Below are 19,293 nucleotides of genomic sequence, written 5' to 3' on the forward strand. Positions count from 1 at the left end.
GTCAAAGGCGGGCAGCGGTCTTTAGATGCCTCTCGAACCAGTCGCCAGCAAGTCTGGCGACTTCCTCGAGGGTGCCTGTTTCTTCAAACAGATGCGTAGCGCCCTCCACGATTTCCAGACGCTGGTCACACCGCAGAATCTGACTGCTCTGGACGTTCAGACGCACTACCACCGGGTCCTGAGCGCCGACAATTTGCAAGGTCGGAGCCCTTACCTGGGGCAGCGCCGCACCTGCCAGGTCGGTCCGCCCTCCTCGGCTGACCACCGCATGGACCACGTCCTGGCGCTCGGCCGCCGCCATCAGCGCTGCAGCAGCGCCGGTGCTTGCGCCAAACAACCCGATCCGCAGCGATTGCAGCTCAGCGTCCCGGCCAACCCAGTCGATCACCTGCACCAGGCGCCGGGAAAGCATCGCAATATCGAAACGCAATTCCCGGGTCTGGTTATCCAGACACTGCTCCGGCTCCGTGAGCAAATCGAACAACAACGTGCCCAGCCGCCGGCTGCCCAGAGACTCTGCAACCCGCTGGTTACGGGGGCTTGAACGACTGCTGCCGCTGCCATGGACAAAAACCACCAGACCGGCAGCGTTCATCGGCAGACGCAGGTCGGCTGACAGTTCAACGTCCTCAAGGTCCAGCTTTCGATAATGGGACTCAAGCATCGGAACCCTCCTGAGGGGCAGGGACAGTGCTGGATTCTCGTTGCCAGGCTCTTTGCAGAAGATCGATAACTTCCCCGTCCGTGGTCTGGGTGAAGTTCATGTACCAATAGCCGATCGACATCAGCCACTCGGGAATGAGCGGACACACCAGTTCATCCACTTCGGTGCGCAACGCCTCGACCGTCTCAAGCGGTGCCACCGGCACGGCAACGACAATGCGCGACGGTGCTTGCAGGCGCACGGCGTGGATCGCAGCCATCATCGAGGCTCCTGTCGCCAGGCCGTCATCGATCAGAATCACCACCTGGTCCTTGAGTTCTACCGGCGCACGCGTTGCCCGGTACAAATGCTCACGACGAGAGAGTTCCCGGGTTTCCCGTGCGACCACGGCATCGAACGTGTCCTGGTCAATCGGATGAGCCCGTAGCGCACCTTCATTGACGATTTGTACGCCGCCGCTGGCAATGGCGCCCATCGCGTATTCTGGCTGGGAAGGAACCCCCAGCTTGCGGACCAGCATCAGGTCCAGGCGAACCTCCAGGGCCGTGGCCACTTCAAAGGCCACCGGAACCCCGCCACGGGGCAAGGCCAGCACGATGACATCCGGTCGATGAGCGTATTTGAGCAGCGGTTCGACCAAGGTTCGACCGGCAGCAGTCCGGTCGCGCAAGGTGGTTTGCAGTAAGGGACTGTGTGTCATTTGAAAACCTCCTGAAGCCATCGGGCCAAATCCACACCGCCAGAACACTGCAAGGCGCCCGATACAGGACATGTTCAGGCGTACTGCCGAGCAGCTTTTCCAGGCCATGAACATGTGGGAGGTGCCCAGCCGTGCATCAAACCCGTTTTTATTCAGATTCCTCCCATGAAGTCTCCCCGGTCTTGATTTATATCAAGTCCCCGTCACCACCATCGGCAACACAGTCCCTGCGCTATGATTAATCCACCGGCTCCCGACGGTAGACCGCTATCCGCGCGTATCTGGCGCAACCCGGTGCTCGTCGGGTCTACACAGCAGTAGACCGTAAGCCGTCCAGGCGAGGCGTGTTCGATGAGTGCCTCGAAGGAGCCAACACATGCTCACCGAACGCCCGCTTCTGTTTGCCCTGCAAGGCAGTGAGCACTACGCGAGCCGCGTCGCGCAGCGGCTGGGCTGTCAACTGGCGCTCCACGAGGAGCGCGACTATGAAGATGGCGAGCATAAATGCCGCCCGCTGGAGTCAGTCAACGGGCGCGAGGTGGTGGTGTTCCATTCCTTGTATGGAGATGGCCTGCAGAGCGCAAACGACAAGCTGTGTCGCCTGCTGTTTTTTTGCGGCGCGCTCAAGGATGCCGGCGCTCGCCATGTGCAGGCCGTGACGCCCTACCTCTGCTATGGGCGCAAGGACCGTCGCACACAACCTCAGGACCCCACGATCACCCGCCACCTGGCAGCCATGATTGAAGCCTGCGGCGTGGATCGTCTGGTTGCCCTGGAGGTGCACAACCCGGCAGCGTTTGATAACGCCTTTCGCATTCCCACGTGGAACGTGGAGTGCGCAGAATTATTCGCCGGGCATTTCGCCGGGCTCGTCGGCGACGCCGAGGTGGTGTCGGTTTCCCCGGACACCGGTGGCGCCAAGCGGGCCGAGCAGTTTCGTCAGGCCCTGGAGCGGCAACTGGGACGCGCGGTGGGCGCTGCGCTGATGGAAAAGCACCGTGGTCAAGAGACGTTCAGCGGTACGCTGCTGGTTGGCGACGTCCTGGGCAAGACCGCGATTATTTTCGACGACCTGATCAGCACCGGTGCAACCCTGATGCATGCGGGCCTTGCCTGCCAGCAGGCCGGTGCCGCCCGGTTGTTCGCAGCCGCCACCCATGGTTTGTTCACCGGTGGCAGCGATCTGCTCGACAAGCCCCTGTTTGAACACCTGGCGGTCTCTGACAGCGTGCCTCCGTTTCGCCTGCCTGCCGACTGTGTCACGCGCCGTTTGCACGTACTCGACAGCACCGCCCTGGTGGCCACGCTACTGGCTGAATCCGCATCATTGAGCATCGTATGAACGTGTTCGGACCGGGCCCCTCTGAGCGCCCATACGCTGGATTGCTGATATGAACGGTTCGATCCGGCTGCTGGTGTGCGCCATGCTGGTGTGCATCTGCGGGCTGGCCAGGGGAACGGACGCAGCTGCACAAAACGCCGAACCGCGCGTCACGATCCTCGTTTACCACCGTTTTTCGCAGACACTGGACGACTCGATGACCGTGCGCATGAGCACCTTCGAAACCCAGTTACACGTCCTCCACGAGCATGGCTACCACATCGTGCCGCTGCGTGAGGTGGTCAATTGGTTGCAGGATCCAAGTGCGACGCTACCGCAGAAGCCGGTAGTGATCACCGTCGACGACGGGCATCGCTCGGTATTCGAAAAGCTGCTGCCCATCGTGCAGCGCGAGCGTTTTCCGGTCACGCTGTTCATCTATCCATCGGCGATCTCGAACGCCTCCTATGCAATGACCTGGGAACAATTGCGCAGCCTGAAACAAACCGGACTCTTTGACATCCAGGGGCATACGTACTGGCATCCCAATTTCAAGGTCGAGCGCAGACACCGTACGCCGGCAGATTTCCAGCAATTCGTGCGCATGCAACTCGACAAATCCCGTCAACGCCTCGAGGCGCAAACCGGTACGCATATCGACATGCTCGCGTGGCCGTTCGGGATCTACGATGACGAGTTGATCGCACTCGCCTCTGACGAGGGTTACGTCGTCGCCTTCACCCTGGACGCGCGCAAGGCGGACCGGCATGCGCGGCTGCTCGCGCTACCGCGCTTTCTGATGACCGATGCCTACGGCGCCAGCGCATTCGCGCACCTGCTTGGCGAACCGAACACCCCGGCGATACCCGCAACGGAGAGCACACGATGACCTTCATCAGCGCAGTGAGGCGCTATACGATCCCGACGCTGCTCGTCGTCTTTACTACCCTGTTGAGCCAGCGAGGCGCTCTGGCCGTCACGGGTGTCGTGCTCGACTCAAGCACACAGAATCCGATCGCCGACGCGATCATCACCACATCGGCGGGTGTGATGCGCACCGACGAACACGGTCGGTTCGAGACGGCTGAAGCGGTCAAGAGCATCGCGGCCCGCGCCCCTGGGTATCTGCGCACCGAGGCCAAGGTGTCCGGCGATTCGCCCGTGACGCTCGCGTTGACCCCGTTTCGCCCGAAAGCGCTGTATTTGTCGGTGTTCGGCGTGACCAACAAGGCGATGCGCAATAATGCCGTCAGCCTTGCCGCAAACACCTTGATCAATGCACTGGTGATCGACGTCAAGGGCGACCGCGGCCTGACGCCCTATCGCAGCGCGGCGCGCGAGGCGATCGGCGCAGCAGCGCACGTGACGGTGCACGCCCCGCAGGAACAGGACTTTGCGGCGCTGCTGGCCGAGCTGCATGCGCAACACCTGTATCTGATCGCGCGTATCGTGGTGTTCAAGGACGACCCACTCGCCACCGCGCATCCGGAGTGGAGCGTGCACACCACCGAAGGCGAGCCGTGGCGCGATGGCGAGAACCTGCAATGGATGGATCCGTTTTCGTACGCCGTACGGCAGCACAATCTCGACATCGCCGAGGAGGCGGCGAAGATGGGCTTCGACGAGGTGCAGTTCGACTATGTACGCTTTCCCGACAAGAGCGGGCTGCACTTTGTCCTCTCCAATACCCGGCGCAACCGGACCGCGGCGATCGTCGGTCTCCTGCAGGCCGCACGCACCCGGCTCGCGCCCTACAATGTATTCGTCTCCGCGGACATCTTCGGCTACGTTTGCTGGAACCTGGACGATACCGCGATCGGCCAGCAAATCGAATTGCTCGGCGAGCCACTCGACTATATTTCGCCAATGCTCTACCCGTCCGGTTTTACCTGGGGGCTGCCGGGCTTGACCGACCCGGTCACCGACCCCGGCCAGATCGTCAGGCGCTCCCTGACAGAGGCGATAAAACGCACCCATCTGCCGGGCGTGCGTTTTCGTCCATGGCTACAAGCCTTTCGCGACTATGCGTTCGATCGTCGCCTGTTTGACGCGGCGGCAATCAGTGCACAGGTCAACGCCGCCGATACAGCCGGCACCGATGGATGGATGTTATGGAACCCTCGCAATCACTACGACGCCGCCGATTTGCCACACCGTTGATCGGTGCGCTGCAACGCTGGGCGATGCTGGTTGGAATGGCGGCGGCGCAGATCGCGGGAGCCACCGATTTCGATACGGCGGCGCGCCTGCAAGCCGCACAGATCGTCGAGGGGCAGATTGCCGCCGGACGCGTTCCGGGGGCCGTCGTCCTGATCGGGGATGCCACGCACGTGTTCTATCGCCAGGCCTTTGGGCAACGCGCGACAACGCCTGACCCCGAACCGATGACGCTGAGCACCGAGTTCGATCTCGCGTCGCTGACCAAAGTCATTGCGACCACCACGGCGATCATGCAACTGGCCGAAGCGGGCCGCATCGACCTGGACGCACGCGTTGCACAGTATTGGCCAGCCTTTGCGGCTTTCGACAAAGACGCGGTGACGGTGCGCCATCTGCTGGCACACACCTCCGGGCTGTTGCCAGACCTGCCTGTGCGGCCACTGCATCCGGACCGCGAAGGCGTGCTGAGCGCGATTGCGGCGCAGCGTCTGCGTAGCGTGCCAGGTGAGCGCGTCATCTACAGTGACCTGAATTTCGTGGTACTGGGCGAACTGGTCGAGCGCCTCACGCACAGCACCCTCGACGCGTATTGCCAGGCTCACATCTTCGGCCCGCTCGGCATGCGCGACACGGTGTTTGTGCCGGACGCCGGGCGAGCGGCCCGCAGTGCGCCGACACTCGCCAACAAGGCCGGTATCCGTCGCGGCCGCGTGCACGATCCAACCGCCGAATGGATGGGCGGTGTCTCCGGCAACGCCGGGTTGTTTTCCACTGCGGATGACCTCGCCCGCTTCGCACAGATGATGCTCAACGAAGGGCGCGCTGGCGGCGTGCAGATTCTGCGGCCAGCAAGCATCGCCGCGCTCGCCAGTGCCGCCTCGCCGCTCGCGACTCCACCGTGGCGCGGACTCGGCTGGGACCTCGCCGCACCGTTTGCGTCGAACCATGACCGTCTGCCACCGATTGGCATGCTCGGTCACACCGGATACACCGGCACCGGCCTGTGGATCGACCCGGTAACGCGCCAGTTCATTGTTATCCTGACCAACCGCGTGTACCCGAACGACCGCGGTGACGTCCGCCCGCTTCGCGCGCAATTGCTTGCGCTGTTGGCAAGCCGGGCCCCGCCTGTGAGCGTCGCGCAAATCGGCCAATTACTGCCATCGACATTGCTGGCACTGAGTGCCGCCGATCGCCTGCCGATCTCGACGGGCCCGGTGCAGACCGGCATCGACGTGCTCGAGGCGCAGCGGTTTGCGCCGCTCGCTGGCAAGCGCGTGGGCTTGATCACCAATCGCAGCGGCTTCGACGCCGAGGGTCGGCGCACCGTCGACGTGCTCGCGCACGCGCCAGGCGTCAGGCTGGTAGCACTGTTCTCGCCGGAGCATGGGCTGAATATCGATATGGACGAGCGAGTCGGCGACACCCTCGACACCGCGACAGGCCTCACCGTACACAGCCTCTACGGCGCGGCGCGGCGCTTTCCGGCCGGCTCGCTCGCTGGACTGGATGCGCTGATATTCGACATTCAGGATGCCGGCGTGCGCTTTTTCACCTACGAGACGACGCTCGGCTACGCACTCGAGGCCGCTGCGGCGCGGCGCATTCCGCTGTTCGTGCTGGACCGGCCCGATCCGCTCGGTGCGCAGCAATTCGGCGGACCGGTGCTGGACAGCGGTCAAGAATCGTTCACCGGTTATTTCCCGGCGCCGCTGCAACCCGGCATGACGGTCGGCGAACTGGCGAGTCTGTTCAACCGCAACAAGCACATTGGTGCGGATCTGCGCGTGGTGCCAATGCAGGGCTACCGGCGCACGATGACCTTCGCCGACACCGGTCTCGGTTGGGTGCCGCTCTCGCCCAACCTGCGCACGCTGTCCCAGTTGGACCTCTACCCGGATGTCGGTTTACTCGAGGGCGCGAGACTGAGCGTGGGGCGCGGCACAGCGCATCCGTTCGAGTGGATCGGCGCGCCGTGGATCGACGCAACCCGGCTCGCCCATGCGCTGAATGCCCTTGACCTCGGCGCACATTTCGAGCCGATCGACTTCGTACCCACAGAGTCGACCTGGCATGGTCAGCTCTGTCATGGCGTGAGCATCACTCCCAACCCAGTGCCTGAGCAACGTCCCGTCGCGCGCCTGGGATTGGCGCTACTCTCCACACTGCATGCGCTCTATCCCGGCACGTTCGATATTGCAGCGACCCGTGGTTCAATTGGCTCGCAAGCCGTGTGGCAAGCCATTCGCGACGGCGTAGCGCCTGACGCCGCGCAAGCGCTCGATGCCGCAGCGCTTGAGCGCTTCGCGCGACTGCGGCAGGAGAACTTGCGCTATTGATCTCGTCGCAATACACCACAGCCCCTAGACCGCGAGAACGCTGCAAGGCACCTGATACAGGATATGTTCGGTCGTACTGCCGAGTAGTTTTTCCAGCCCATGGGACTGGACTCTGCCCATTACGATCACATCCACCTGCTGCTCGTCGGCAAACTCGCTCAACGCCGAGACTGGGCTCCCCATGATGAAATGTCGACGGTCAGAGGGCACACCGAACCGACCGGCCAACCTGAGAAATGACTTTTCCAGCTCTCTGCGCAGTTCCCGGGTAAGGTCCGCCAGCGTCAGCCCGTCGCCCATATCCCCGAGATAGGCCGCCGAAATGTCACAGGCATACAGCAGATGCAACTCGGCATTGCACTGCAGCGCAAGGCTGGTGGCCTGCTGGATGATCCGGTCATTCAGTTCGCTGTTCGAAGACTCGGTATCTGAAGCGTCAACCGCTGCCACCACCTTGCGCGGCAAGGCGTGGCCGCTCGCACCCACCAGATACATCGGTATCGGGCAGTGGCGCAGCAAGTGCCAATCCAGGGGGGTGAAGAATGCGCGCTTGAGCGCTGGCTCATGCTCCACTTGCTTGATCAACAGGTTGGGCTGCATTTCGCTGACGTGATCAAGGATCGCCTGCTGCATGTCGTCGGCCCATGCCACCTCGGTTGTCACCTCGACCCCTCTGCCGCGCATTTTTTGCGCCTGATCCTTGAGCCAATCGCTATGGTCCTGGAGGTAACTCTGCCGAGCCTTTTCCCGGACGCCTTCTTCAAGCAGTGCAAGAATATCCAGCGATTTGATTAAGGCGGCGATATGCAAGCTTGCCCCGCTGGCCTTGGCCAGGGCAGCGGCATGGTGTATCGCAGGGGAATGGCGCAGGACCGGGTTGATGATCAGTAATAACCGTTGATACTGGCTCATGCTCTGAACTCCAGACAGGTTGTACTTCGACGCCTGCCGCTGCCTTTTGCCGGTGGTCAGCCATTGCGTCCTCGCTGGATCAAGCACCAGCGTCCTCCCCTGATGCCTGCTTGATCTTGATTTATATCAAGTCACTGCGCACCCAGAGCTTCCTCGGGGTCTTGCAGGTGCCTGCATGTGGCGCGTTTTATCAGGACGGGACTAAACGCTGTCACAGTACACCGCCACCGCTAGACGCCATCAAGACGGCGGTTTGATGATCATCAGGCTGCAGGGAGCCCGGTTCAGGGTGTTCTCGGCGGTACTGCCGAGAAATATGTTCACGCCCCGATAGTGCACGGTGCCCATCACAATCATGTCGAATGCATTACTCGCCGCGAATTGTTCGATCATCTTGTGCGGGACTCCGGTCAACAGATGCCGTTTCGCCTCTGGAATCTCATAGCGTTCAGCAAGCGAATCAAAGGCTTCAATCTGGGCATCGCTGACGGCGTCTCTCAAGCTTTCCCGCATGGTCAGGTATTGCAGGTTCACGCCGGAGTCGCCGTTGACGATCCAGCCGCTGACATTGAGCAGGTGCAACTTCGCGCCGCAGGACAAGGCCAGCTTCGAAGCAATGTCGAGGATCTGGTCATTCAGCCCCTGCGTCAGCTCTTCAAGATGGGAAAGGTCGATCGCCGCCAGTATTTTCAAGGGCAACGGGTTTCTGGCATCGGTGACCAGGTGCAAGGGCGCCGGGCAGTCGCGCAGTAACAGCCAGTCCAGAGGCCTGTAGAAAACCCGTTGAAATGCCGATACGTGCTGCACATCCTTGATCACGATGTCTGCCCCGAAGTCATTCACGTACTCGAGCATCTCCTCGATACCCGGTTTGGCCCAGACCACTTCGGTGGTCACGTGCAGGCCTTTGCACTGCCCAAACCGGGCCTGCTGCTCAAGCCAGTGACGGTGCACCTGCAAATATCCCTCACGCGCCTGCACCATGGCCTGATGGTCAAACAGGCCAGCGACCGCCAGCGCTTCGACATAATCGAATGCCACGATGTGCAGCATCGCGCCTGTCGCTCTCGCCAGGGACTCCGCCCGATCAAACGCGGGGGTACGGGACATTTCGCTCGGAGCGATCAGCAGTAAACGGCGAATTTCGAACATCACACACCTCGTCGGCAGATGCTTGGTCAGTTGAACCTGATGGGCAGCACTCCTGTGCCGGCCTTCCATCAGCAAACGAATCGACGAACACCCTCTCTGGTTAATGTCGATAGTGAGCGGGCAGGTGCTGGCGGAGGTTGATAAAAATCACAAAAAATTGTCGTCATGCGCTCAAGACAAGAAGTCCCGGGACTGTCAGCCCAGAGGAAAGCGTAAAACCCGGCGTTCGAGCGGGTGGCGTCTAAAATTCTATTTATATGCCCATGGGGGTTAAGGATTGAATCGCCACGCATCGTGCCCCTTGAGCCAAGGCCATGAAGAAGAATCATCAGTGGAACCTTTCCTACTTCGCGATCACCTTTCTGGTCCTGGCGCTCGCTCAGCTTTTCTTGGTTGAACGCCATTCCGTGCAGAACATTCCTTACAGTCAGTTCCTGCAACTGTTGGACGAGCACAAGGTCAGCGAATTGCGGGTCGACAAGGAGCAGATCAGCGGCAAGCTGCAAGAGCCCATCGACGGCCACGACCTGTTCACCACCGTGCGGGTCGACCCCACGCTGGCAACTGAACTGGCCCAGTCAGGCGTCGGCTTTTCCGGCATCAGCGAAAACACGCTGTTGAACGCTCTGCTGGGTTGGCTGCTGCCCTTTGCCATGATCATGGTGCTCTGGAACTTCCTGTTCCGCGGCATGGCCGAAAAACAGGGCCTTGGCGGGCTGATGAATGTTGGCAAGTCGCGGGCCAAGGTCTTTGTCGAACGCGATACCGGGGTGACCTTCGCCGATGTCGCGGGCATCGATGAAGCCAAGGCCGAGCTGGTGGAAATCGTCTCGTTCCTGAAAGACAAGGCCAGATACGCACGCCTGGGAGCGCATATTCCCAAGGGCACCCTGCTGGTCGGCCCACCGGGCACCGGCAAGACCCTGGTGGCCAAGGCGATCGCCGGTGAAGCCGGCGTGCCGTTTTTTTCGATTTCCGGTTCCGAGTTCGTCGAAATGTTCGTCGGTGTCGGCGCCGCTCGAGTGCGCGACATGTTCGAGCAGGCACGGCAGGCGGCACCGTGCATTATCTTCATCGACGAACTCGACGCCCTGGGCAAAATGCGCGGTATCGGTGCGTTTGGCGGCAACGACGAAAAAGAACAGACCCTCAACCAGCTGCTGGCCGAACTGGACGGTTTCGACCCGCGCGAAGGTGTGGTCCTGCTGGCGGCGACCAATCGACCGGAGGTCCTCGATCCGGCGCTGCTAAGGGCCGGTCGCTTCGACCGTCAACTGGTGATCGACCGCCCCGATCGAAAAGGCCGACAGGCCATCCTCAAGGTCCATCTGAAAAAAATCACTGTAGCGCCCGACATCGACTCCGAACGCATCGCCGAAATCACCACCGGCTTCACCGGTGCGGACCTGGCAAACCTGATCAATGAAGCCGCCATCGTGGCCACCCGTCGGGGAGGCGAAACCGTCAGCCTCGACGACTTCACGGTCGCGGTGGAACGCATCGTCGCCGGGGTCGAACGCAAGAGCAGCCTGTTACGGCCTGACGAGCGCCTGGTGGTGGCCTATCACGAAATGGGCCATGCCCTGGCGGCGGGCACGTTGCCGGGGATGGACCCGGTCCACAAAGTCTCGATCATCCCCCGCTCCATCGGCTCGCTGGGTTATACCTTGCAGCGACCGACCGAGGATCACTTCCTGATCAGTTGTCAGATGCTCAAGGACCGAATCGCCGTGCTGATGGCCGGTCGGGCTGCCGAGTACATCGTCTATGGCCAGATTTCCACGGGTGCCGCCGACGACCTGACCCGGGCGACCGACATCGCCCGGCAGTTGATCACCCGTTTCGGCATGAGTGCCGAACTCGGTCAATCGGTACTGGAACGGCAAACCCCGACTTACTTGGGCGAACACATGGCCGGACTTGGCCAGAAAGACTATTCGGAACAAACCGCGCGGGAAATCGACCTGGGCATCCGCGCCTTGCTCGAAGAAGCCTATAACCGTGCCAAGGTGCTGCTCGACAGTCGTCGGGCCGACCTGGATGCCGGCGCTCATTTACTGCTGGAAAAGGAAACGCTGACACCAGAGGAGTTTGCGCCGCTGCTACCGCTCAAGGCCACCCCCGATGGATCGCCATGATTGAGGTCACGCTGATCAATACGCTGGTGGTCATCGTTGCCGTGGTGATTCACTACGAATGCCTGTCACGCCTGAACGACTGGCTCCCCAGGCTCAGGGCCTGGAGTCGATTCAGAATCGTCGTCGGTGTATTCGGCGCGATGCTGGCCCATGCGCTGGAAGTCTGGTGCTTTGCGCTGGCCTATTACCTGATGGTGCGCTCCGGCGACTGGGGCAGCCTGAACGGTAACTTTGATGGCTCGTTCATGGATTGCGTGTACTTTTCCTTCACCACCTTTACCACCATCGGTTTTGGCGATATCTCGCCTATGGGGAAACTCAAGTACCTGACCGGGTTGCAGGCACTGACCGGCCTGGTGCTCATCACCTGGACGGCGTCCTTTCTGTTCCTTGAGATGCAGAAATACTGGAAGAACAAATAGCAGCCTTGAGCGGATGACCGCTTTCAGAGGACCCGAGGTCCCTTCTCCGCTCGTCGTACAACCGCCCCCGTTTTACACATTAAGAGGGTGACCGGGCTCCCAACACCTATGCTTATTGCATTGATTGAGGGCCGCACCATGTCACAGTATGACCTCCGCCCCCTTCATGCCCATTACCTCAAGGCTGCATGTTCCAACTGCAGCGTGCTGGAGCTGTGCCTGCCGATTGGTCTGACCGAAAAGGAGTTGGAGCGGCTGGAGACCCTCATAATCCAGCGCGTGAAAGTCAAAAAGGGTTCAGCGCTGTACCGCACGGACGATCCACTGCGTTCGCTTTATTCGGTGCGCATCGGATCATTCAAGACCACGGTGTTGTCGCTCGACGGTCGCGAACAAGTCACCGGTTTTCAAATACCCGGCGAAATGCTCGGCCTGGACGCGATCAGCGCAGAGCGGCACACCTGCAGCGCGTTCGCCCTTGAGGACAGCGAAGTGTGCCCGATCCCGTTCACCCAGCTGGAGAAGCTCGCCGGCGAGGTGCCTTCGCTGCTGCACAACCTGACCAAACTCCTGAGCCGCGAGATCGTGCGCGATCACGACATGCTGATGCTGATGGGCAAAATGAACTCCGACGAACGTCTGGCGGCCTTCCTGCTGAACCTGTCGCAGCGGCTTAGCCTGCGCGGTTATTCGTCCAGGGAATTCGTGCTGAAGATGCGTCGCGAAGAGATCGGCTCCTACCTTGGGCTGCGTCTTGAAACCATCTGCCGAGGCATTGCCCACCTGCGGGACCAGGCACTGGTCGAGATTTCCGGTCGTAACGTCACAATCCTCGACATGGACAGGCTCAAGCGACTGGTCACCGGCTGTCATCGGGACGCGCCAGTTTGACAGCCTGAATGCCTTTGCCTCTGGAGAATCGTCATGCGCGCCATGGTGCTTACCCCCTGACACCCCAACCGGGTGACCTGACCGCCAGAATGCTGCCGGGCACCGAGTAAAGCGCCCGTTCGGTGGTGCTGCCGATCAACCGATCCAGCCCGACCCGGTGCACGGTGCCCATCACCACCACGTCGGCCAGGTACTCTTCGACAAACTCGGTCAATGCCCGAACCGGTTGGCCCATGACAAAGTGCCGGCGTTCGGGCGGTATAGCATAGCGGTCGGCCAGGGTCACAAATGCCAGGTGCAGGGATTCACGCAGCTCCTCCATGTAATCCATGCTCCAGCTGCCGCTGACCAACGGTGCATCGCCATTGAACGCTGGCGACAGGTCATAGGCGTACAGCAAATGCAGCGGTGCATCGCACTGCAGGGCCAGGGCGTTCGCGGTTTGAATGATGGTGTCGTTGAGGCCACTGATCGTGGTTTGCGGGTCGAAGGGGTCGACCGCCGCCACGATCCGGTGAGGCAAACTGTAACGGGCCTGGTTCACCAGGTGCACAGACACCGGGCATTCGCGCAGCAGGTGGCAATCGAGTGGCGTGATGAACACCCGTTTGAGCACCGGTTCCAAACTGGCGTCCTTGATCAGCAGGTCAGGCTTGAACTCCTCGACATGCCTCAGGATATCCAGCAGCGGATGGGTGGTGAAGACCACTTCCACCGAGACTTTCAGTCCCTCACCGCTCAGCCGCTGGATTTCCTCCGACATCCAGCGGCGATAGCGGCGCAGGTAGCTCTGAAACGCCGCCTCATCAACTTTTTCATCCCACAAATGAACGATCGGCACCGGCTCGACAAAGGCACATACGTGCAGGACCGCCCCACTCGCCTTGGCCAGGGCGACCGCGCGCAGCAAGGCTGGAGATTGATGCAAGGTTCGATCGGCGATCAGCAGTAACCGTTGATATTGACCCATCACACACCTCGGCTCGGCGCCGGTCGATCCCGCCGGCATGCTCCTAGACTGCACTCATTGTCCCCTCAGTCGGGTTGATTTACATCAAACCCGAACGTTTGAGGAAGCCGATGCCGAGTGTCTGATCCAGATCAGATTCGAGGGCCGTCAGCGGCGTAAAAAGTACAACAACACGCGTGAACTCATGCCACACGCGAGCTTTGTACGCCCAACGGAGGATCACACCATGCTTACCGTCAAAGACCACAACGAACGGGCGGCGGCCGTCTATGCCGCTGTCAGCGGGAACTACTGGATTGAAGCGCTCAGGGACGGTCGGCATGTACTGATCCGGCCATTGACGGAAAAAGACCGCGAGCGCGAATACGCGTTCATCAAGCGCCTGTCGCCGGAATCCCGTCATATGCGCTTTCTGGCGCAAATCAACGAGCCCGGTAAAGTCATGCTCGATCAGTTGATGGACATCGACGGCAAGCAGCGTATGGCCTACATCGCATTGGTCCACGAAGACGGCAAACTGATCGAAATCGGCATCAGTCGCTACGCTGCCACTGCCGAACATGAATGCGAATGCGCGATCACTGTTGCCGATGAATGGCAGCATCTGGGGCTGGGTACGCTGTTGATGGAGCATCTGATCAGGGCAGCCCGCAAGAACGGTTTTCATCAGATGTATTCCGTTGATGCCTCGAGTAATGCCCCCATGCGCGATTTGGCAAAAGCCCTGGGATTTGAAGTCCATAACGATCCTGACGATGCCCGCCAGGTCATTCACCGCCTCATGTTGTAAAAAAAACGCCCCTTGGAGCACCAGACATTGGCGCGCCAAGGGGCGATTCAACACTACTGCAGCGGCTCGCCCGGCTTGATCGCCAGCACACTGCACGGCGCCCGATGCAAGAGATGTTCGGCGGTGCTGCCCAAGAGTTTGCTCAAGCCCTTATGGTGCACCGTTCCCATGACGATGACATCGATCTGATGATCAGTCGCAAACTCGCAGATGCTCTGCAGGGGCGCCGCCTCAATGAAGTGACGACGATCTGCCGGCACGCCATGGCGTTCGGCCAGCGCCGCAAATACCTCGTGTTGAGCCTCTCCCAATGCTTCGTAGATGCCGGTCGCGAGAGGCAATGCACCAACGCCCATGTCCGTGGCGTACACCGCTGCCCAGTCATACACATGCACCAAATCAAGCTGGGCGTTGCACTGTTCGGCCAACTTCACTGCCGCGTCGATTATCTGATCGTTGAACAGCAGGTCCTGGTCTTCACTGCGCAACACATCGACGATCGCCAGAACCTTGTACGGCCGTGGGTTGCGGGCATTGGTGACCAGATGCACCGGCACCGGACAGTCGCGCAGCAACTGCCAGTCCAGCGGAGTAAAGAAGATCCGTTTCAACGCGAACTCCTCCTGGGCGTCCTTGATGATCAGGGCCAGGGGCATCTCGCTGACGAAGTGAAGGATCTCTTCATAAAGGTTATGGACCCAGACGACTTCACTGGTGACCTCGACCCCTTGTTTCTTCGCCAACCCGGCTTGCTGCTCAAGCCATTGTCGATGGTTTTCCAGGTAGCCATCACGGACTTGCCGGATTTGTTCGGGGGCGAACAGACCGGCCACCGCCAAGGCTTCGCTGTAATCGAACGCCACGATATGCAACGGTAGTTGCGCCGCCAGAGCCAACGCCGTAGCGCGCTCGAACGCCGGAGTACGGGTCATCGCAGGTGGGGCAATCAGCAATAAACGTTGAGTCTGAGACATAAGGCACCTCGGCGCTCGGCCATTTCAATGCAGTCGGTACGACGTTAGATTGAACGTTCCGGGTGCAGGCGACTTGATCTTTATCAGCTCCATGCGCTCTTTGCAGGACCTCGATTGATACGGCAAGCCATCGAACGCTTCAGTGCAGCAAGGTGCCCGCCCACATCGCCGCCGTCATCAATACCTGACCCGGGATGACATAGGTGGCGAACCGGCGACCGCCGCTGACCCACGCCACCACACATTTGCTCAGCGAATTGCTGCTCACCGCCATCAGCACGGGGCCGGCAATGGCATCGAAAGGCAACTGACCGGCCTTGGCCAGGGAAGCAATGGACGCCGTAGAAGAGTGGGCATCGGCAAATCCGCTGAGGGCCGCCGTCAGTATCACGCCCACCTGGCCAAAGTGACTCAACATCACAGAAGACAGGAAGGTAATGCCGGTCATGGCCAGCGTCACGATCAAGGCCAGCCGGAGATTGAACGCACCACCGACCTTGATCGGCTGGTTGGCGCCCCCCGCGGCTTTGGGGAACATCAAACAAACGCCATACAACGTTGTGGCGACAATGCCCAACAGCATCGGCCCCCACATACTGCGCAACAGGCCAGGATCGACCGTCCCGAGGATCAGGCCCATCTGAATCACGGTCGCCAGATTGGAAAGCACTGCGGCGGCGCTCAGGACCTTGATGTGCGCCGGCTCCTTGGCGTTGATATTTCCCATGGCTGCGATGGTTACGGTACCGGAAGCGAACCCTGAAGCGATTGCACTGATCGGATAACCGTAGCGGGTGCCCATGGCGCGAACCGCGATATGCCCCACCGCCCCTATCGCCATCAACAGTACGGTCAGGGTGCAAATGGTGCGCAAATTGATTGCGGCATAGGGTCCGATGAAACGATCCGGCGCCAGTGGCAGCACCACCAGTGCGGCGACCAACAGCACCAGGCCGTCGCGAATTTCCGCGTCGGTCAGCTGATGGTGCGCGAAGTGATGCAACCGCTGGCGATAAGTCAGCAACCCCGCCATCACCACACCAATTGCAATGGCCAGGTCTGGCGCGGTGCCACACAACGCCCCCAGTAGCAACACCGTGAGCAGCGCCACTTCACTGGTAATGCCAGGATCCTTTTCAAGGCTTCGCCAATAAGCCACGGTGAGCAGTAACGCCACACAGATCGCGATGATCCCCAGCAGCAGACCGCCGCCAACCTGCGGGGTGATGTAGCCCAATAGTGCGGTAATCGCGAATGTCCGCAATCCGGCACAGGCGCGGCTCTCGCCCCGTCCCTTATGGCGCTCGCGCTCAAGACCGACCAGCATGCCGATCCCCAGCGCAGCGGCGGCATTGGTCAGGGCGAAGGTTTCACTCATTGGCAACGCACCCGGTCATCCTCCCTGACCCCGGCGCTTATCTCGCGAGGTCAGCCAGCACCCTTTGCTCGACAGCCGGGTCGGATCGAGCGCCGGGGGGATGTCGGGTCAATGGCTTCGCGACAGTGGTTGCCGGCCAGGCATGAGGCGCATTGATGCGCGCCTTGAGTTGCCGGACGAACGCCTCTGCGTCATCCCGACTGTCGAAGCCCACCTCCCACACATCCATCTGTACGAGCCAACGGTGTCTTGCCAGTTGTTCTGTTATCTCAATAATCATAGCCGGCCTCGGATCAAGCCTCGCAATCGGGTCTGCGGGTAATGCGTCCTGGCGTCCAGACACGCCATCACGGCGTAATCGCGACCTTGCGTTGGTCGCTGAGCGTGATGGCAGATGATCTCTCCTGCGCTGTACGCAAGCGTGAAATGCGCACGAATTTCAGACTGCGCCGGGTTCGCAAGCGAGAGATTGATCATGGTCAATAATCAGGAGGTTGGAGGTGCAGCTAACGACCGTATGTCGGATCACAAGACCGGCCTCTCGCCGGTTTGACACAGATCAAGCTCGGGCACCCGGCCAGCGACACGATCAGGCCATGGTTTCAGGAACTGACAACTCATCGTGCCTACCGTACAGCCGCCGACTTTGTGTCGACTCAGGAGAGGTTTGTCATGTCTGGTCAATCACGCTTCATGCTGATCGTCTCACCGCTGATGCAGAACAGCCCGGCCTTCGACAGGGCCGCCGCACTGGCCAAGGCCGAAGGCGCGGCGCTGCACATCGTGGCTTTCGACTACCTGGAAGGCCTGGCGACTGCCAGCCTGGTCAACGACCAGGCCCGCGAAGAGATGCGCCTGGGTTACATCGAACGTCACCGCCTGTGGCTGGAGGAACAGGCCAGGCCCCTGCGCAAGATTGGCCTGGAAGTCACCACCGAAGTGGTCTGGGTCGAACGCCCGCTGCAGGAAATTCTGATCCACCTCAAAGAGCAGCCGATCGAGTTGCTGATCAAAGCGCTGCAACACGAGTCGCTGCTCTCGCGACTGATGTTCACGCCGCTCGACGTGCATTTGCTGCGCGAATGTCCAGTACCGCTGCATTTCGTCAGTAACGCCATTCATGCCTTGCCTCGCAAGGTGGTTGCAGCGGTCGATCCCTTCCATCGCGATAAACAGTACCAAGGCTTGAACGACCGGATACTCCACGAAGCGGTCAAACTGGCGAGTACCTGCAATGCCGAGATCGACGTCGTCTATGCCTATGACCTTTCCTCCATCAGTGCCGATGAATTCGATTTCAACAACGTTTCGACCTTCTTCTCTTCAGGCAAAGCCAAGACCCTGTTCGACGCTCAGGGGGAGGCATTCGACGAACTTGCCGAGCGCAACGGCATCCCGCCGCAACAGCGTCACATGATTATGGGCAACCCGGCCAAGGTCCTGGTCAACTATGCCGACGTCAATCAGGTCGATGTTATTGTCATGGGGCGGGTCAGCCATCGCGGGATAGACCGGCTGGTCGGCAGCACGGCAGAAAGCCTGTTGTACAAAATGCCCTGCAGCGTATGGATCGTGTCGCCCGAAGAATTTGATGAATGAGGCAAACAGCACGCTCAACGATCGCTATGCCGACGGCGAGAAGAACCGTGTCTGCGCCAGAAGATTGAGCAACAGTGCGCTAAGATTGCCGCACTCGCCCTCCCCACGAGGTTCTGAACGTCAAACAGAACGACGTGAACGGGGAGCGATCTGACCCACAAACACGGGTCTGTTGCTAAATCAGGGAGTCAACAATGGAAGAAACGGTCAGCAAGGGCCCAGAACGCATGAGCACAGAATTAGAGGCGTCCACCGATGCACTGCGGCTGAGCAGCACGGAGCTGCGCATTCTCGGCTCTTTGATCGAGAAACAGGCGACCAGCCCGGAGACCTATCCACTAACCCTTAATGCGCTGGTCATCGCCTGTAACCAGAAAACCAGCCGGGAACCGGTGATGAACCTCAGCCAGGGCCAGGTCGGGCAAAGTTTGCGCACCCTGGAAGGTCGAGGCTTCACCAAGCTGGTCATGGGCAGCCGCGCCGATCGCTGGGAGCATCGACTCGACAAGGCACTGGAGCTGGTGCCGGCCCAGGTAATTCTGGCCGGCTTGCTGTTTCTGCGTGGTCCGCAGACGGTCAACGAACTGCTGACACGCAGCGGCCGCATGCATGACTTCGAAGATGCCGAACAGGTTGTGCATCAGCTGGAACGCTTGATTGCCCGCGGTCTCGCGCTGTTGCTGCCACGCCAGTCGGGCCAGCGCGAAGACCGCTACATGCACGCACTGGGCGACCCGGCAGATATCGAAGCGATCCTCGCCGCCCGTCAGAACCCGGCGGAACGTGGCGCCAGCAGCGGCGTGTCGGTTGAGCGCATCGAAGAACTCGAAGCGCGGATTGCAGCCCTCGAAGAGCGCCTGGCGCGCCTCGAGTAACTCGCCCC

17 protein-coding genes are annotated in these 19,293 nt (G+C 60.6%); 10 read left to right on the forward strand and 7 right to left on the reverse strand.

Going from position 1 to position 19,293, the window contains the following annotated elements:
• Position 1 precedes the first annotated feature (1 nt).
• A complete protein-coding gene (locus AC1DIG_RS17085) occupies positions 2–664 on the reverse strand; it encodes a dienelactone hydrolase family protein (RefSeq protein WP_477768243.1) in 663 nt (220 codons plus the stop codon).
• Positions 657–1,364 (reverse strand): phosphoribosyltransferase, encoded by a 708-nt coding sequence (locus AC1DIG_RS17090; protein WP_477768244.1) that lies wholly within the window; start codon positions 1,362–1,364, stop codon positions 657–659. Before AC1DIG_RS17090 ends, AC1DIG_RS17085 begins: the two co-directional genes overlap by 8 nt.
• Positions 1,365–1,740: 376 nt before the next feature.
• Here AC1DIG_RS17090 and AC1DIG_RS17095 point away from each other — a divergent pair, with 376 nt between their 5' ends.
• Genes AC1DIG_RS17095 through AC1DIG_RS17110 form a run of 4 tightly spaced genes read left to right on the forward strand, consistent with a single transcriptional unit; the run spans position 1,741 to position 7,184 of the window.
• The gene (locus AC1DIG_RS17095; RefSeq protein ID WP_477768245.1) at positions 1,741–2,706 is read left to right on the forward strand and encodes a ribose-phosphate diphosphokinase; all 966 of its coding nucleotides are present in this window, start codon (positions 1,741–1,743) and stop codon (positions 2,704–2,706) included.
• Positions 2,707–2,755: 49 nt separating this feature from the next.
• The gene (locus AC1DIG_RS17100; RefSeq protein ID WP_477768246.1) at positions 2,756–3,574 is read left to right on the forward strand and encodes a polysaccharide deacetylase family protein; all 819 of its coding nucleotides are present in this window, start codon (positions 2,756–2,758) and stop codon (positions 3,572–3,574) included.
• Positions 3,571–4,845 carry a putative glycoside hydrolase gene (locus AC1DIG_RS17105; RefSeq protein WP_477768247.1) on the forward strand — a complete coding sequence of 425 codons (1,275 nt, stop codon included), beginning with the start codon at positions 3,571–3,573 and terminating at the stop codon, positions 4,843–4,845. The genes AC1DIG_RS17100 and AC1DIG_RS17105 overlap by 4 nt, the downstream gene beginning before the upstream one ends.
• Entirely contained in the window at positions 4,797–7,184 is a 2,388-nt protein-coding gene (locus AC1DIG_RS17110; protein ID WP_477768248.1) for an exo-beta-N-acetylmuramidase NamZ domain-containing protein, read from the forward strand. The genes AC1DIG_RS17105 and AC1DIG_RS17110 overlap by 49 nt, the downstream gene beginning before the upstream one ends.
• Before the next feature lie 24 nt (positions 7,185–7,208).
• Here AC1DIG_RS17110 and AC1DIG_RS17115 read toward each other — a convergent pair whose 3' ends face one another.
• On the reverse strand, positions 7,209–8,096 hold the full coding sequence (locus tag AC1DIG_RS17115) for a universal stress protein (protein WP_477768249.1): 888 nt from the start codon (positions 8,094–8,096) through the stop codon (positions 7,209–7,211).
• Positions 8,097–8,336: 240 nt separating this feature from the next.
• Complete coding sequence (locus AC1DIG_RS17120; protein ID WP_477768250.1) at positions 8,337–9,248, reverse strand: universal stress protein; 912 nt, start codon at positions 9,246–9,248, stop codon at positions 8,337–8,339.
• A gap of 314 nt (positions 9,249–9,562) precedes the next feature.
• On the opposite strand from AC1DIG_RS17120, the gene ftsH reads away from it, so the two are divergent.
• The 3 genes from ftsH (at position 9,563) to fnr (ending at position 12,699) form a co-directional block, all read left to right on the forward strand.
• The gene (ftsH, locus tag AC1DIG_RS17125) at positions 9,563–11,386 is read left to right on the forward strand and encodes an ATP-dependent zinc metalloprotease FtsH (protein WP_477768251.1); all 1,824 of its coding nucleotides are present in this window, start codon (positions 9,563–9,565) and stop codon (positions 11,384–11,386) included.
• The gene (locus AC1DIG_RS17130) at positions 11,383–11,808 is read left to right on the forward strand and encodes a potassium channel family protein (protein WP_477768252.1); all 426 of its coding nucleotides are present in this window, start codon (positions 11,383–11,385) and stop codon (positions 11,806–11,808) included. Before ftsH ends, AC1DIG_RS17130 begins: the two co-directional genes overlap by 4 nt.
• Before the next feature lie 138 nt (positions 11,809–11,946).
• A complete protein-coding gene (gene fnr, locus AC1DIG_RS17135; protein WP_477768253.1) occupies positions 11,947–12,699 on the forward strand; it encodes a fumarate/nitrate reduction transcriptional regulator Fnr in 753 nt (250 codons plus the stop codon).
• A gap of 49 nt (positions 12,700–12,748) precedes the next feature.
• On the opposite strand, the gene AC1DIG_RS17140 is transcribed toward fnr, so the two are convergent.
• A complete protein-coding gene (locus tag AC1DIG_RS17140; protein ID WP_477768254.1) occupies positions 12,749–13,669 on the reverse strand; it encodes a universal stress protein in 921 nt (306 codons plus the stop codon).
• A gap of 226 nt (positions 13,670–13,895) precedes the next feature.
• On the opposite strand from AC1DIG_RS17140, the gene AC1DIG_RS17145 reads away from it, so the two are divergent.
• Positions 13,896–14,459: an N-acetyltransferase family protein gene (locus AC1DIG_RS17145; protein WP_477768255.1), complete on the forward strand. Its 564-nt coding sequence runs from the start codon at positions 13,896–13,898 to the stop codon at positions 14,457–14,459.
• Between the two features lie 53 nt (positions 14,460–14,512).
• Here AC1DIG_RS17145 and AC1DIG_RS17150 read toward each other — a convergent pair whose 3' ends face one another.
• Positions 14,513–15,433 carry a universal stress protein gene (locus AC1DIG_RS17150; protein WP_477768256.1) on the reverse strand — a complete coding sequence of 307 codons (921 nt, stop codon included), beginning with the start codon at positions 15,431–15,433 and terminating at the stop codon, positions 14,513–14,515.
• 139 nt (positions 15,434–15,572) lie between these two features.
• A complete protein-coding gene (locus AC1DIG_RS17155) occupies positions 15,573–16,811 on the reverse strand; it encodes an MgtC/SapB family protein (RefSeq protein ID WP_477768257.1) in 1,239 nt (412 codons plus the stop codon).
• A 672-nt stretch (positions 16,812–17,483) separates the two neighbouring features.
• Between AC1DIG_RS17155 and AC1DIG_RS17160 the strand changes: the two genes are divergently transcribed.
• Complete coding sequence (locus AC1DIG_RS17160) at positions 17,484–18,410, forward strand: universal stress protein (protein WP_477768258.1); 927 nt, start codon at positions 17,484–17,486, stop codon at positions 18,408–18,410.
• Between the two features lie 227 nt (positions 18,411–18,637).
• A complete protein-coding gene (locus AC1DIG_RS17165) occupies positions 18,638–19,285 on the forward strand; it encodes a YceH family protein (protein ID WP_477768259.1) in 648 nt (215 codons plus the stop codon).
• Positions 19,286–19,293: the final 8 nt, after the last annotated feature.

The organism is Pseudomonas sp. 05N431 (genome assembly GCF_056397005.1).

Coding starts and splice junctions, on each gene's coding strand:
- AC1DIG_RS17085 (WP_477768243.1), bottom strand. CDS start 664: ATGCTTGAGTCCCATTATCGAAAGCTGGACCTTGAGGACGTTGAACTG.
- AC1DIG_RS17090 (WP_477768244.1), bottom strand. CDS start 1,364: ATGACACACAGTCCCTTACTGCAAACCACCTTGCGCGACCGGACTGCT.
- AC1DIG_RS17095 (WP_477768245.1), top strand. CDS start 1,741: ATGCTCACCGAACGCCCGCTTCTGTTTGCCCTGCAAGGCAGTGAGCAC.
- AC1DIG_RS17100 (WP_477768246.1), top strand. CDS start 2,756: ATGAACGGTTCGATCCGGCTGCTGGTGTGCGCCATGCTGGTGTGCATC.
- AC1DIG_RS17105 (WP_477768247.1), top strand. CDS start 3,571: ATGACCTTCATCAGCGCAGTGAGGCGCTATACGATCCCGACGCTGCTC.
- AC1DIG_RS17110 (WP_477768248.1), top strand. CDS start 4,797: ATGGAACCCTCGCAATCACTACGACGCCGCCGATTTGCCACACCGTTG.
- AC1DIG_RS17115 (WP_477768249.1), bottom strand. CDS start 8,096: ATGAGCCAGTATCAACGGTTATTACTGATCATCAACCCGGTCCTGCGC.
- AC1DIG_RS17120 (WP_477768250.1), bottom strand. CDS start 9,248: ATGTTCGAAATTCGCCGTTTACTGCTGATCGCTCCGAGCGAAATGTCC.
- ftsH (WP_477768251.1), top strand. CDS start 9,563: ATGAAGAAGAATCATCAGTGGAACCTTTCCTACTTCGCGATCACCTTT.
- AC1DIG_RS17130 (WP_477768252.1), top strand. CDS start 11,383: ATGATTGAGGTCACGCTGATCAATACGCTGGTGGTCATCGTTGCCGTG.
- fnr (WP_477768253.1), top strand. CDS start 11,947: ATGTCACAGTATGACCTCCGCCCCCTTCATGCCCATTACCTCAAGGCT.
- AC1DIG_RS17140 (WP_477768254.1), bottom strand. CDS start 13,669: ATGGGTCAATATCAACGGTTACTGCTGATCGCCGATCGAACCTTGCAT.
- AC1DIG_RS17145 (WP_477768255.1), top strand. CDS start 13,896: ATGCTTACCGTCAAAGACCACAACGAACGGGCGGCGGCCGTCTATGCC.
- AC1DIG_RS17150 (WP_477768256.1), bottom strand. CDS start 15,433: ATGTCTCAGACTCAACGTTTATTGCTGATTGCCCCACCTGCGATGACC.
- AC1DIG_RS17155 (WP_477768257.1), bottom strand. CDS start 16,811: ATGAGTGAAACCTTCGCCCTGACCAATGCCGCCGCTGCGCTGGGGATC.
- AC1DIG_RS17160 (WP_477768258.1), top strand. CDS start 17,484: ATGTCTGGTCAATCACGCTTCATGCTGATCGTCTCACCGCTGATGCAG.
- AC1DIG_RS17165 (WP_477768259.1), top strand. CDS start 18,638: ATGAGCACAGAATTAGAGGCGTCCACCGATGCACTGCGGCTGAGCAGC.